Genomic DNA, 13604 nt, shown 5'->3' on the forward strand with positions numbered 1-13604 from the left:
CGGAGCGAGGGTCTTTTGCCAGGGAAGGCAAAAGTAGCGCCCAGGGATGGGTTTACAGCGCCCTCGTGAAGGCTTGTTGCCGGCAAAGCTCCCGGTTGAGAAAAACGCTGATGGTGTATCTGGAGAAAACGAATGCCCCACGTCTATGAAACGGATGGTCCGGCCATCTACCGGGAGTCCTTTTCCATCATCCGGCGCGAGGCCGAGTTGGCGCGCTTCGCGCCGGAAGAAGAGCCGGTGGCCGTGCGCATGATACATGCTGCCGGATTGGTGGAGCTCGCCGCACATATTCACTTTCGCGGCGACGCGGTGAACCGGGCCCGGGCGGCGCTAGAGAGTGGCGCGCCGATCCTGTGCGACGCGCGCATGGTCTCCGAGGGCATCACCCGCAAGCGCCTGCCGGCTGACAACGCCATCCTTTGCACCCTACACGACGAGCGGGTGCCCGACCTGGCCAGGGAGCTGTCCACCACCCGCTCGGCGGCGGCCGTGGAGCTCTGGCGGCCTCACCTGGAGGGGGCGGTGGTGGCAATCGGCAATGCACCCACCGCCCTGTTCCACCTGTTGAACATGCTGGAAGACCCGGACTGCCCCCGCCCGGCGGCCATCATCGGCTGCCCGGTGGGCTTCGTGGGCGCCGCCGAATCCAAGCAGGCCCTGTGGGAGAGCGCCGCGGCGCCCTGCGTCGTCGTCCAGGGGCGACTCGGCGGCAGTGCGGTGACGGTGGCCGCCATCAATGCCATGGCGGATCGCAGCGAATGAGCCTCGGAACCATGAAGCCGGGCACCATCCACGGGGTCGGCCTCGGGCCCGGCAGCCAGGACCTGATGAGCGTGCGGGCCGACCGGCTTATCCGCGGGGCGTCGCATGTCGCCTATTTCCGCAAGAAGGGCCGCACCGGCCATGCCCGCAGTATCGTGGAAGGCTTGATCGCGTCTGATGCCATCGAGCTGCCGATGGAGTACCCGGTCACCACCGAGATCCCCTTCGACGACCCCCGCTACAACGAGCTGCTGGCGGCCTTCTACGAACGCCACGTCGCCCAGCTGACCGAGATCGCCGAGGCCGGCCAGGATGTGGTGGTGCTGTGTGAGGGCGACCCGTTCTTCTACGGCTCCTTCATGCATCTCTATACACGGCTGCAGGGACGGGTGCCGGTAGCGGTGGTGCCCGGTATCACCGGCATGTCCGCCGCCTGGACCGCCACCGGGCGGCCGGTGACCTGGGGCGACGACATCCTGACCGTGCTGATGGGCACCCTGCCGGAGGCGATGCTGGTGGAGCGCATCGCCCAGACCGATGCCCTGGTGGTGATGAAGATCGGTCGCAACCTGGACAAGGTCAGGCGAGCCCTGGCCCGGACCGGCCGTGAGGACGAGGCCTGGCTGATCGAATACGCCGCCATGCCCCAGCAGCGGATCCTGCCACTACACGAAGTGGGCGACAGCGTGCCGTACTTTTCCATTCTGCTGATTCATGGCAACGGGAGGCGGCCATGAGCGAGGAAGCGGTTGGTGGCTGGTTGAAAGTGGTCGGCCTGGGCCCGGGCGGCGATGCGCTGATCACCCCCGAGGTCTCTGCCGCGCTGGCGGATGCCACCGATGTGGTGGGCTACGTACCCTATGTCGAGCGGGTGGCGCCGCGGCCGGGGCTGACGCGCCACGGCTCGGACAATCGCGAGGAGATCCGCCGGGCCGAGCAGGCGCTGCAGCTGGCCGCCACTGGCCATCGGGTGGTGGTGGTCTCGTCAGGCGACCCCGGCGTATTCGCCATGGCCGCGGCCCTCTTCGAGGCGCTGGAGGCGAGCGAGCCGGCGTGGCGGGCGCTGGACATCCAGGTGCTGCCGGGTATCTCCGCCATGCTGGCCGCCAGCGCGCGGGTGGGAGCGCCGCTGGGGCACGATTTCTGCTGTATCAACCTCTCCGACAACCTCAAGCCCTGGGCGCTGATCGAGAAGCGCCTGCGGCTGGCCGCCGAGGCCGACTTCGCCATGGCCTTCTACAACCCCCGCTCCCGGGCACGGCCGGAGGGGTTCGAACGCGCCCTTGAGGTATTGCGAGAGGCCTGCGGGCGGGAGCGTTTTATCGTGTTCGCCCGGGCCGTCTCCATGCCTGAGGAGTCCCTGCGGGTCACGACCCTCGGCGAGGCTACGCCGGAGATGGCCGATATGCGCACCCTGGTGATGGTGGGCTCCAGCCAGACCCGTCTCATCCAGCGCCATGCCGGAGGTGCCGAGAGTGCCGAGCGTGAGAGCACGCCCTGGGTTTATACGCCGCGCTCGGTGTCAGGGGCGGGCTCATAAGAGGGCGTTTACAAATGTCACGAGCGACGGTCAGGCAAGGCGAAATTAGCCGAAAAAGCGGAGTTTACGAGGTGTTAAATGAGCATTTTAAGGCTGATTTCAACGATGCATGGCCGAGCGCAGTAATTTGTAAACGTCCTCTATGCGAGCCAGGCCAGGATATCTTCGACGCAGTGAGCTTCCCGGCGCTCCGGCAGCGCCGGCCGCTCGATCATTACCACCGGCAGCCCCAGTTGACGGGCCGCGGTGAGTTTGGACACTGCGCCGTCGCCGCCGGAATTCTTGCACACCAGGCACTGGATGCCATGTTCCCGCAGCAGGGACAGGTCGCCTGCCAGGGTAAAGGGGCCGCGGTCGATAACCACATGGTGATGCGGCAGGGGCGGCGGTGCCTCGGGCCGGTCGACCAGCCTGAGCAGATAGTGGTGCTGGGGCCGGGCCGCGAAGGCAGTGAGGTGCTGGCGCCCGATGGCCAGCAGGATGCGCTCGGGCGGGCCGGCCAGGGCGTCCACCGCCGCCTCGATGCCGGCGACCCGTTGCCAGCGGTCACCGGCCTGGGGCACCCAGGGCGGCCGGGTCAGGGCGAGGCAGGGGATCCTGTTTTGCTGTGCCGCCAAGATGGCGTTACGGCTCATGCGTTCGGCAAAGGGGTGGGTGGCGTCGACCAGGTGGGTGATGCGGTTGTCTGCCAGGAAGGCGGCCAGGCCTTCCACCCCGCCAAAGCCGCCGACGCGGGTCGGCAGCGGCTGCGACTTGGGCGCGGCCACTCGACCGGCATAGCTGAACAGGGCAGGGACCGAGCGCTCGGCCAGCGCGTGGGCCAGGGCACTGGCTTCGGTGGTGCCGCCCAGAATCAGGACGTTCATTGGGGTTTGCATAATGGCTGACGTACACGCTCCCTGGCTCACGCTGCTCGGCTGGGGCGAGGGTGGCACAGCGGGGCTGACGCCGGCAAGCCGCAACGCGCTGGAAGGCGCCGAGGTGGTGTTCGGCGCGCGGCGCCATCTGCGCCTGCTGCCGCCCCTGGCCGCCGAGGTGCGCGAATGGCCGGTGCCCTTCGCCGACGGCATCCCCCAGCTGTTGGCCGAGCGCGGCCGAAGGGTGGTGATGCTGGTCTCCGGCGATCCCTTCTGGTTCGGCGCGGGTAGCACCCTGACGCGCCATCTGGGTCCCGGCGAATGGCAGTCACTGCCTGCGCCCTCCACCTTCAGCCTGGCGGCATCGTGGCTGGGCTGGCCGCTGGAAGGCTGTACCTGCCTGGGGCTGCATGCCAAGCCGCTGACGCGCATTCGGCCCTACCTGCAGCGCGGTAGGCGCTTGCTGGTGCTGCTGCGCGACGGAGGGGCTGTGGCCGAGCTGGCGGACCTGCTGCAGCGCTTCGGTTTCGGCACTTCGCGGCTGCATGTGCTGGAAGCGTTGGGCGGTGACGGCGAGCGTATCCGCAGCGTGCAAGCTGGCGATGCCATGCCAGACGACATCGCCCACCCGGTCGCGGTGGGCCTGGAGGTGGATGGTGCTGGGCCGGCGTTGCCGCTGACGCCCGGCCTGCCGGACGAACTGTTCGACCACGATGGCCAGATCACCAAGCAGGCCGTGCGCGCCATGACCCTGGCGGCCCTGGCCCCGAGGGCGGGGGAGCGGCTGTGGGATATCGGCACCGGGTCGGGCTCGGTGGCCATCGAGTGGCTGCTGGCCCACCCGGATAACCAAGCCGTGGCCTTCGAGCGTGACGCTGAGCGAGCGGCGCGGGCGCGTCGCAATGCCCATGACCTCGGCGTCGACTGGCTCGAGGTAGTGGAGGGCAGCTCCCCCGACGTACTGAATGATCAGACGCTGAGCGATCAGCCCCCCGATGCGGTCTTTATCGGCGGCGGGCTGTCGCAGGCGCTTCTGGAGGCGCTGTGGCGGCGTCTGCCGGCTGGCGTGCGTATCGTGGCCAATGCGGTGACCCTGGAGTCCGAGGCCCTGCTGGCGCAATGGCAGCAGCAGGCCGGCGGCGAGCTGCTGCGCCTCGAACTGTCCACCGCCGCGCCCATCGGCACGCGGCGGGGCTGGAAGGCCAGCTACCCCATCGTGAAGTGGCGGGTGACCCGGTGATGGGTGATTCGAGAACAGTGGCGAGTGATTCGATAGCGGTGGCGGGTTTCGGCTTTCGCCGCGGGGCTCGGCTGGCGCCGTTGATCGATGCGCTGGAGCGGATCGAGGCACAGTATGGCGCCGTTGATCGGTTGGCCGCGGCGCAGTCGATGCTGCCGCTGGTTCAGGCGTTGGGACGCGTGCGGGGCATCGCGGTGATCGCCGTGGCCGATGCTGCCCTGCCAACCGCCACCACCATCACTCACTCCCGGCACAGCGTGCAGGCCCGTGGAACGGGAAGCGTCGCCGAGGCGGTGGCTCTGCTGGCGGCGGGGCCCGGTGCGGTATTGATTGGGCCGCGTTTGATTTCGACGGACCGAATGGCCACCGTAGCGGTGGCCCGAAGCTTTATAGAGGCGCCCTGATAGGATACTGAGCATGACCATACACTTTATTGGCGCCGGCCCCGGGGCGCCGGACCTGCTGACGCTGCGGGGCCGGGATCTCATCGCCTCCTCTCCCGTATGCCTCTACGCCGGCTCGTTGGTGCCCGAACAGCTGCTCGAGCACTGCCCGGCAGGTACCCGGATCATCAACACCGCGCCGCTATCCCTGGATGAGATCATCGCCGAGATGCGCAGCGCCCATGCCGCGGGCCTGGATGTGGCCCGGCTGCATTCCGGGGACCTGTCGGTGTGGTCTGCCATGGGCGAGCAGCTGCGCCGGCTGCGCGAGCTGGAAATTCCCTACGCCATTACTCCGGGCGTGCCGTCCTTCGCCGCCGCTGCCGCCACCCTGGGCCAGGAGCTGACCCTGCCGGGGGTGGCGCAATCCCTCGTGCTGACCCGCACGCCGGGGCGGGCCAGCGCCATGCCGGACGGCGAGACCCTGGCCAACTTCGCCAGGAGCGGCGCCACCCTGGCGATTCATCTCTCCATCCACAACCTGGCACAGGTGGTGGAAGCGCTGGTGCCGTTCTACGGCGCCGATTGCCCGGTGGCCATCGTCTGGCGGGCCAGCTGGCCTGATGAGCGGGTGGTCCGGGGGCGCCTGTCGACGGTGGCCTCCCAGGTCGACGACGCCATGCAGCGCACGGCGCTGATTCTGGTGGGGCCGGTGCTGGGCAATGAGGACTTTCAGGAGAGCTGCCTCTACGCAGTCGGCTACGACCGCCGCTTTCGGCCCCAGTCGGCGGATTCGCCCTTCGCCGGCTCCGCTGACGAGAGAGGCGAGGCATGATCCACCTCTCGCTGATCGGCATTGGCACGGGCAATCCCGAGCATGTCACCCTGGCCGCCGTGCGGGCGCTGAACGAAGCGGACCTGATCCTGCTGCCGCGCAAGGGGGAGGGCAAGTCTGACCTGGTGGATCTGCGTCGGCTGCTGTGCCGCAATCTGCTGGAGGCGTCGTCACGGACCCGAATCGTGGAGTTCGACCTGCCGCGCCGCGATGGCCGCTCCGATTATCTGGGCGCGGTGGACGACTGGCACGGAGCCATCGCCGCGGTCTGGGCGGCGCTGATGGCGACTCATCTTCCCCAAGGCGGTCGAGTCGGCATGCTGATCTGGGGCGACCCCTCGCTGTATGACAGCAGCCTGCGCATTGCCGGGCGTCTGAGCGCCAAGGGGCAAGAGGTCGAGATACGTGTGGTGCCGGGCATCACCAGCCTGCAGGTCCTCACCGCCGAGCACCGTATCCCCCTGAATGCGCTGGCCGAGCCGGTGCAGATCACAACTGGGCGGCGGCTGCGCGAGCGCGGCTGGCCCAGCGATGCCGAGAGCGTCGCGGTAATGCTCGACAGCGGCGGGGCCTTCGAGTCGCTGCCACCCGAAGGCCTCTACATCTGGTGGGGCGCCTACCTGGGCATGGAAAAACAGTGCCTGATCGACGGCTGGCTGGTGGACGTGGCCGCAGCGATCCCCGAGCAGCGCGCCGCCCTGCGCGAGCAGCACGGCTGGATCATGGACGTCTACTTGTTGGCCCGCAAGCCGCTGATGCCGAGCCAATCGAACAGCCCTACCGATACCCAAGGAGTGTGAAATGAAGCACGTCGATCCGCAGCGTCACGCCGAGCGCATGGCCCACAAGCAGAAGATCATGAACGAGCGCATCGCCCAGGCCAACAAGGAGCAGGGCGTGCTGCTGGTGCTCACCGGCCCCGGCAAGGGAAAGAGCAGCTCCGGCTTCGGCATGCTGGCCCGGGCCCTTGGCCACGGCATGAAGGTAGGCGTGGTGCAGTTCATCAAGGGCAAGTTCCAGACCGGCGAGGAGGCGTTCTTTCGCCGGCAACCTGGCGTGGAGTACCACGTGATGGGCGAGGGCTACACCTGGGACACCCAGGATCGCGATCGCGATGTCCAGGCCGCCGAGGCCGCCTGGGCCGAGGCCAGCCGGATGCTGTCCGACGCCAGCTTCGACCTTGTGCTGCTCGATGAACTCAATATCGCCCTGCGGCATGAATATCTGAATCTCGACCGTGTACTCGACGACCTCCAGGCCCGCCCCGAGATGCAGCACGTGATCGTCACCGGCCGCCATGCTCCGGAGGCGCTGATCGAGCTGGCCGACACCGTCACCGAGATGCGCGTGGTCAAGCACGCCTTCAAGGAGCAGGGGATCAAGGCGCAGAAGGGCATTGAACTGTAGAACGCAGCTCCCAGTGCTCCAGAGATGAGCGCCGGGGGCAAGGCGCAGCGAGGGTCTTTTGCCATGGATGGCAAAAGTAGCGCCCAAGGATGGGTTCACAGCGCCCTCGCGGAGGCTTGGCGCCGGAACAGCTCATCACCACCGAGCTATGAAAGAGGGACTCCGGCAGCAGCTTTGGAACCACGATCACCTTACAAATTGTCTGGAGAGTGCCGCATGGCAGCACATAGCGGGCGAGCCGATCACGCCTTTCCCCAAGCGCAGCGGGACGCTGTCTACCGCGCCATCCATGAGCGTCGGGATGTGCGCGCCCAGTTTCTGGCGGACCCGATTCCCCCGGAGGTGCTGGCACGCCTGCTGGAGGCCGCCCATCACGCGCCGTCGGTGGGCTTCATGCAGCCCTGGGACTTCCTGCTGATCGAGAGCCTCGAGGTGCGGCGCCGGGTGCATGGCATCTTCGAGCGGGAGAACGCCAGGGCGGCCGAAAACCATGACGGTGAACGCGGGCAGCTGTATCGACGCCTTAAGCTGGAGGGGATTCTGGAGAGCCCCCTCAACCTCTGCATCACCTGCGACAGGGCCCGAGGCGGTGAGCATGTGCTGGGGCGCAACAGCATCGTCGACACGGACCTGTTCAGTACCTGCCTGGCGGTGCAGAACCTGTGGCTGTCGGCCCGGGCCGAGGGCATCGGCGTGGGCTGGGTGAGTATCCTCGATCAGGATGAACTGGCGCAGGTGCTGGGCCTGCCGGACAGGGTCTATCCCCTGGCGTATCTGTGCCTGGGCTATGTCAGCGAGTTCCTGGAGCAGCCCGAGCTGGCCCGAAGCGGCTGGCGTCAGCGCCTTCCCCTGGGGGAGCTGGTGCATGGCAATGGCTGGGGGCATCCCCTGGTGGATGAAGCGCTACAAGAGGCACTGGGCGAGGTGGACCGGCCATGACCACCCTGATGATCCAGGGCACCACCTCGGATGCCGGCAAGAGCACGGTGGTGGCGGGGCTGTGCCGGGCCCTGGCGCGGCGCGGTGTGTCGGTGGCGCCGTTCAAGCCGCAGAACATGGCGTTGAACAGCGCGGTGACGGTGGATGGCGGCGAGATCGGCCGCTCCACGGCGCTTCAGGCGCTGGCGGCCGGGGTTGAGCCCCACAGCGACATGAACCCGGTGCTGCTCAAGCCCGAGAGCGACCGCGGCGCCCAGGTGATCCTGCGCGGCCGGGTCCACGGCCACATGGATGCGCTGGATTATCACGCCTACAAGCGCACGGCGCGTGAGAGCGTGCTGGCGGCCTGGCAGGCGCTGTCGTCGCGCTTCGATGTGATCATTGCCGAAGGAGCGGGCAGTCCTGCCGAGATCAACCTGCGTGCCAACGACATCGCCAACATGGGCTTCGCCGAGATGGTGGATTGCCCGGTCGTGCTGGTGGGCGATATCGACCGCGGCGGGGTCTTTGCGCAACTGGTCGGCACTCTGGAACTGCTCAGCGAGAGCGAGCGCTCACGTACCCGTGGCTTCATCGTCAACCGCTTCCGCGGCGATATCGCCCTGCTCGAGCCGGGCCTCCAATGGCTGGCAGAGCGTACCGGTAAGCCGGTATATGGCACGCTGCCCTATCTGCAGGGATTATTGCTCGACGCCGAGGACAGCATCGGTCGCGGCGGCCGGGTGGGGCAGGGGGATACCCTCAAGGTGTTAGTGCCGGCGCTGCCGCGCATCAGCAATCACAACGACTTCGACCCGCTGCGCCTGCATCCACAGGTCGAACTCAGCTTTATCGGGCCGAATCAGGTCGGGACGGGTCGGTCCCTTCCCCCCGCTGACCTGATCATCCTTCCCGGCAGTAAGAGCACTCGCAGCGACCTCGCCTGGCTGCGCGCCCAGGGCTGGGAGGCGGCAATACAGCGCCATCTGCGCTACGGCGGCAAGGTGCTGGGCATCTGCGGCGGCTTCCAGATGCTGGGGCGGGCGGTGCACGACCCGGATGGCCTCGAGGGACCTGCCGGCTCGACCCCGGGGCTGGGGCTGCTCGATGTCGCGACCCGCATGGTGGCCGGCAAGCAGCTGCGCAACGTGAGTGGGCGCTTGCTACCCGAAGGCGTGCCGATCAGTGGCTACGAGATTCATAACGGCGTGAGCGAGGGGGCTGCCCTGGCGGGTCCTTTGTGTGAGCTGGAGGGGAGGCCTGACGGCAGTGTTAGCCCGGATGGCCAGATCATGGGCACCTACCTGCACGGCCTGTTCGACCCCCCCGAGGCGTGTGCGGCACTGTTGGCCCGCTGCGGACTCAATGCACAGGGTGCTGCGGTGGATTACCAGGCCCATCGGCAGCAGGAACTCGATCGGCTGGCCGACTGCCTGGAAGCGCACCTGGACATGGCGGCCATCGATCGCCTCGTTGGTCTCTGAGCCTACTGTCGGACTTGTTGTTCTTTGGTTGTACGCGGGCTCTGCCCATCTGTGTTTCTGCTCTGTAAATGCTGGCTCCACCTACACCTTCTGCTGTTCAGGTCTTGAGCTGACGTTAACGTAAACTTCCTGAATTTTGCTTTGAACTTGTCGACAACTTCTGCCAATCGAAGCGGCCATGTCGACGTGGAATGCGCTTTGCGCAGGCTTTGCTGAGTGCTTGTTTGTAATGTTGTCGACAAGTTCCGGCAAATGACAGCTTGTCCACTCGTTCCATGGTCGAATGTTGCGCTGCGTCAGACGCGCGTACAACCAAGCTCAGCCAAGAACAACAACAACCGACCAAGAGGACCGCTCAACAAACAGAACCGCTGAGGTGTCGACATGCTGCTCAAACGCGAATACGGCCAGGAACATCCCTACTGGCCTCTGGGACCGTTCAAGGTCCGCCTGCCTTTCATCCACTTCAAGTGGGCCATACCCGAAACCATCCAGGCCATGGTGATGTTCGTCATCTCCCTGGGCATGATCCCGCTGCTGGAGCAGTACCTGGGCGTGCCCTATGAGGTTGGCCTGGCCTTCGTGGTGGTATGCGGCATCGGCTTCATCCTGCCGCCGCTGCTGGGCGTACCCTTCATCGCCGGCTGGATCACACCGGCCATTCCCGTGGTGTTGCTGTTCATCGGTCAATTCGAGCCGGGCCCCGAGGCGATGCGCGCCATGGTGGCTCTGCAGCTGATGGTCACCGCCATCTTCCTGTTCATGGCCGTCACGCGGCTGGGCAGCAAGCTGGTCAACAACGTGCCGGCCTCGATCAAGGCGGGGATTCTGCTCGGGGCGGGTATCGCGGCGATCAGCGGGGAAATCGTCGAGGGCGGTCGTCTCTACAACACGCCGATTTCGCTGGGCATCGGTGGGCTGATCACGCTCTACGTCCTCTTTTCGCTCTCCTTCCGTGACCTGGCCGAGAAGTATCGCTGGGCACGCAATATCGTTGCCTTCGGCATGGTGCCGGGCATGTTGATCACCATGGCGATCGGCTGGGGTGTTGGTGAGTACTCGATGCCGACAGTGGAGTGGGGTATTGCCGCGCCCGACTTCGCCGGTATCTGGGCCTATCTGCCGTTCTCCATCGGTGCGCCGGGCATCGAGCTGATGGTGGCGGCGATCCCCACTGCGATCATCGCCTACATCATTGCCTTTGGCGACATCGTGGTGGGCCAGACGCTGCTCAAGCGGGTCGACCATCTGCGCCCGGATGAGAAGATCGAGGTGAATATCGACCGGGTACACCTGATCACCGGCATCCGCAACCTGATGCACTCGCTGCTGGCTCCCTATCCCGGCCTGGCCGGGCCGCTGTTCACCGGTGGCATGGCGACGGTGACCGAGCGCTATCGCTATGGGCGCAAGACCATGGACACCATCTATTCCGGTACCGGGGTGTTCTGGATCGTTGGCTTCTTCGCGCTCTTCCTGCTGCCGCTGGTGACCTTCTTCCGCCCGGTACTGCCGATTGCGCTCTCCATTACCCTGCTGATCACCGGCTATCTCTGCATTGCGGTCGCCGTGGAGCAGATCAAGAACGCCACCGCCATGGGCGTGGCGGGCATCATGGGCGTCGTGCTGGCGACTCATGGCGCGGCCTGGGGGCTGGGTATCGGCCTGATCCTCTACTTCCTGATCGAGCATCGCGCGCGTGGTGCCAGGGAGGCGGAAGAGCAGGAGCCGATCCATGTCGAGGACGATATGGTGGTCGAGCCCGACGACAGGGTCGATCCACAGCCCGCGACACGCTAGCGCCTGGCGGTGAAGCGGTGATACCACCCTGCAGCGGGCCGAGACCGGAGGTGTCGGCCCGCTGCGCTGTCGCTAGTCGGGCATGATCGGCAGTTCCCGCTTGTGCTGGGTCTTGCGGTAGGTGGCAAGGAGTATCTCGTAGGACCGGGCATCGACAGGGCTGCCTTCCAGGAAATCATCGATCTGGTCGTAGCTGACTCCCAGCGCCTCTTCATCGGTCTTCAGCGGCGCGAGCGACTCGAGGTCGGCAGTCGGTGCCTTCTCGATCAGTTCGCGAGGGGCGCCGAGGAAGCCGCCCAACTCCCGCACCTGCCGCTTGGTCAAGCCAGTTAATGGGGCAGCGTCGCAGGCGCCATCGCCGTACTTGGTGAAGAAGCCCGTCAGCGCTTCGGCCGCCTGGTCGGTGCCGATCACCAGGCCACCGCGGGTGCCGGCCACGGCATACTGGGCGATCATGCGCTGCCTGGCCTTGATATTGCCCAGCACGAAGTCTCGCTGGCCCAGGCCAGTGAATGTCAGCCCGCCCGCTTCCAGCTCTTCAAGCATCGCATCGCTGGCTCCCTGAATGTTCACATCGAGCACTTCGTCAGGCTGGATGAAGGCCAGTGCCTTGTCGGCATCCTCGGCATCCCTTTGCTCACCATAGGGCAGGCGCATGGCAATGAAGGTCGCTGCTACACCGCGCTCGCGGGCCTGCTCCACGGCAAGCTGTGCCAGGCGTCCTGCCACCGTCGAGTCGATGCCGCCGCTGATGCCCAGTACCAGCGTTGTCTGTCCACTCCGACACATGAGGTCGCAGAGGAAGTCGCGCCGACGTGCTACCTCATGCTGTGGATCGATACGGGACCTGGCCTTCAGCTGGACGCCGATCGCCTGCTGTATGGCGCGTCGGGAGCGTTGGTCCGCCTCGTCCGTTGCCGATGGGTGGTCACGGCATAGCCTGTGGTAGTGGGGCAGTCGTTCCAGGGCGTAGTGGGCCGCGGCGAGCCTGACCTCGTTGCGATTGCCATTGAAGCGACGGGTTTCGCAGAAGTGGTAATGATGATCGGCATGGCGAAAGGCCCAGGCGAAGCAGATGGTGCCGATGGGGGTGTCGTCGTCTCCGGGGTTGGGGCCGGCGATGCCGGTATTGGCCAGGGCCACGTTGGCATCGTTGTTGTTCAGTGCGCCAGCGGCCATCTCGCAGGCCACGGCTTCGCTGGTCAGTCCGTAACGCTCGATGGTGTCGTAGCTGACGCCGAGGTAGCGGTTCTTCGATTGCGGCGAATAGACCCCGAGCCCGCAGTCGATGCTCTGGCCGCTGCCGGGCACCCGGGCCAGCTCCGAGATGATAAGCCCGGCGGTGCAGGACTCGGCGGTCGCGAGTGTCAGCTCGTGATCCAGCAGATAGTTCGCGATCCTCTCCAGCAGCTCCATTGCCATTCCTCCTGATTGCCAACTCGCTTTATCAGCGTGGGATGCACCTCCCTACCGTAGGCCAGAATGGCCGATGTCGCCGGCCACATGATCCAGGGGCCCCGCAGTCCTGGGCTCGGTTGGTCAAGGCAGGGCCGGGGGCGGGGCTATGCCGGCGAAGCAGCCCGGATCGTCGCTGATGGCGCTGTCGACGCCCCACCGCCAGTGGTGGGCGAAGGCTGCGGGATCGTTGGGGGTATAGCAGAGCAGCCGGTAGCCGGTATCCTTGATCTCCCGGGCACGCCGGGCGGTGAGGCGTGTCCAGTCGGTATGCACGCTGAAGGCATCGAGCGCCTCGCAGCGAGACTGCCACTTCTGGGGAATACCTTCGGTGAGGATGCCGATCGGCAGGCGCGATGCGTCGGCCATCGACCTGGCGTGGTGCAGGGCGGCCATGTCGAAGGAGGAGAGGATGATGCGTTCCGGGGGGAGCGCCTCGAGCAGGCGTGGCACCACGGCATCGGCCAGCTCGGTGCCACTGCGGTTGCGCCCGACCTTGAGCTCCAGATTGACCCCCATGTCCAGGCTCGCCAACAGTTTCAGCATGTCGGCAAGGGTGGCCATGCGCTCACCGCGAAAGGCATCACCGAACCAGGAGCCAACGTCGAGCCCGCGTGCCTCGTCCAGGCTGAGCCGCGAGAGCCGGCCATGGCCATCCGAGCAGCGCTTGAGGGTCGGGTCGTGCCAGATCACCGGGGTACCGTCACCCAGCAGCTGGACGTCAAGCTCCACCCAGTGGCAGCCGATGTCGAAGGCGGCACGCACGGCGGTCAGGGTGTTCTCGGGAGCGTGGGCGGAAAGTCCCCGGTGGGCGATAAGGCGAGGCAGGGCGATGTCGGGGTGTGGCGGCATTCAGCGACTCCGTGAGGGCCTGAACAGTCTAGTGGCAACAGGTGACAGAATAGCGACTCTCGACGCTCGTG

General features: G+C 66.3%; 14 protein-coding genes. 11 read left to right on the forward strand and 3 right to left on the reverse strand.

What is annotated here, in order from left to right; all coding sequences use genetic code 11:
* The first annotated feature begins 132 nt into the window (after positions 1-132).
* The 3 genes from LY622_RS13135 to cobJ are packed head-to-tail and all read left to right on the forward strand — an operon-like array spanning position 133 to position 2302.
* The gene (locus LY622_RS13135) at positions 133-762 is read left to right on the forward strand and encodes a precorrin-8X methylmutase (RefSeq protein WP_234291296.1); all 630 of its coding nucleotides are present in this window, start codon (positions 133-135) and stop codon (positions 760-762) included.
* 11 nt (positions 763-773) lie between these two features.
* A complete protein-coding gene (locus tag LY622_RS13140) occupies positions 774-1499 on the forward strand; it encodes a precorrin-2 C(20)-methyltransferase (RefSeq protein ID WP_234291379.1) in 726 nt (241 codons plus the stop codon).
* The gene (gene cobJ, locus LY622_RS13145) at positions 1496-2302 is read left to right on the forward strand and encodes a precorrin-3B C(17)-methyltransferase (RefSeq protein ID WP_234291297.1); all 807 of its coding nucleotides are present in this window, start codon (positions 1496-1498) and stop codon (positions 2300-2302) included. Before LY622_RS13140 ends, cobJ begins: the two co-directional genes overlap by 4 nt.
* A 140-nt stretch (positions 2303-2442) precedes the next feature.
* On the opposite strand, the gene LY622_RS13150 is transcribed toward cobJ, so the two are convergent.
* Positions 2443-3168, reverse strand: coding sequence for a cobalt-precorrin-6A reductase (locus LY622_RS13150; protein ID WP_234291298.1), 726 nt, complete (start codon positions 3166-3168; stop codon positions 2443-2445).
* Positions 3169-3181: 13 nt separating this feature from the next.
* Between LY622_RS13150 and cbiE the strand changes: the two genes are divergently transcribed.
* The 8 genes from cbiE (at position 3182) to LY622_RS13190 (ending at position 11226) form a co-directional block, all read left to right on the forward strand.
* Entirely contained in the window at positions 3182-4399 is a 1218-nt protein-coding gene (cbiE, locus tag LY622_RS13155; protein ID WP_234291299.1) for a precorrin-6y C5,15-methyltransferase (decarboxylating) subunit CbiE, read from the forward strand.
* Entirely contained in the window at positions 4399-4803 is a 405-nt protein-coding gene (locus LY622_RS13160) for a cobalamin biosynthesis protein (RefSeq protein ID WP_234291300.1), read from the forward strand. Before cbiE ends, LY622_RS13160 begins: the two co-directional genes overlap by 1 nt.
* 13 nt (positions 4804-4816) lie before the next feature.
* On the forward strand, positions 4817-5617 hold the full coding sequence (cobM, locus tag LY622_RS13165) for a precorrin-4 C(11)-methyltransferase (RefSeq protein ID WP_234291301.1): 801 nt from the start codon (positions 4817-4819) through the stop codon (positions 5615-5617).
* Complete coding sequence (gene cobF, locus LY622_RS13170; protein ID WP_234291302.1) at positions 5614-6417, forward strand: precorrin-6A synthase (deacetylating); 804 nt, start codon at positions 5614-5616, stop codon at positions 6415-6417. The genes cobM and cobF overlap by 4 nt, the downstream gene beginning before the upstream one ends.
* A gap of 1 nt (position 6418) precedes the next feature.
* Complete coding sequence (gene cobO / locus LY622_RS13175; RefSeq protein ID WP_234291303.1) at positions 6419-7024, forward strand: cob(I)yrinic acid a,c-diamide adenosyltransferase; 606 nt, start codon at positions 6419-6421, stop codon at positions 7022-7024.
* A gap of 216 nt (positions 7025-7240) precedes the next feature.
* A complete protein-coding gene (bluB, locus tag LY622_RS13180) occupies positions 7241-7963 on the forward strand; it encodes a 5,6-dimethylbenzimidazole synthase (protein ID WP_234291304.1) in 723 nt (240 codons plus the stop codon).
* On the forward strand, positions 7960-9426 hold the full coding sequence (locus LY622_RS13185) for a cobyric acid synthase (RefSeq protein ID WP_234291305.1): 1467 nt from the start codon (positions 7960-7962) through the stop codon (positions 9424-9426). Before bluB ends, LY622_RS13185 begins: the two co-directional genes overlap by 4 nt.
* A 384-nt stretch (positions 9427-9810) precedes the next feature.
* Positions 9811-11226, forward strand: a complete 1416-nt coding sequence (locus tag LY622_RS13190; RefSeq protein WP_234291306.1) for a xanthine/uracil/vitamin C permease — start codon at positions 9811-9813, stop codon at positions 11224-11226.
* A 72-nt stretch (positions 11227-11298) separates the two neighbouring features.
* Here LY622_RS13190 and nadE read toward each other — a convergent pair whose 3' ends face one another.
* Both nadE and LY622_RS13205 read right to left on the reverse strand, forming a co-directional pair.
* The gene (gene nadE, locus LY622_RS13195; protein ID WP_369413789.1) at positions 11299-12642 is read right to left on the reverse strand and encodes an NAD(+) synthase; all 1344 of its coding nucleotides are present in this window, start codon (positions 12640-12642) and stop codon (positions 11299-11301) included.
* 123 nt (positions 12643-12765) lie between these two features.
* Positions 12766-13533, reverse strand: a complete 768-nt coding sequence (locus LY622_RS13205; protein WP_234291307.1) for a glycerophosphoryl diester phosphodiesterase — start codon at positions 13531-13533, stop codon at positions 12766-12768.
* Positions 13534-13604 lie beyond the last annotated feature (71 nt).

The sequence above is a fragment of the Halomonas alkalisoli genome (assembly GCF_021412585.1).
GTDB lineage: Bacteria > Pseudomonadota > Gammaproteobacteria > Pseudomonadales > Halomonadaceae > Halomonas > Halomonas alkalisoli.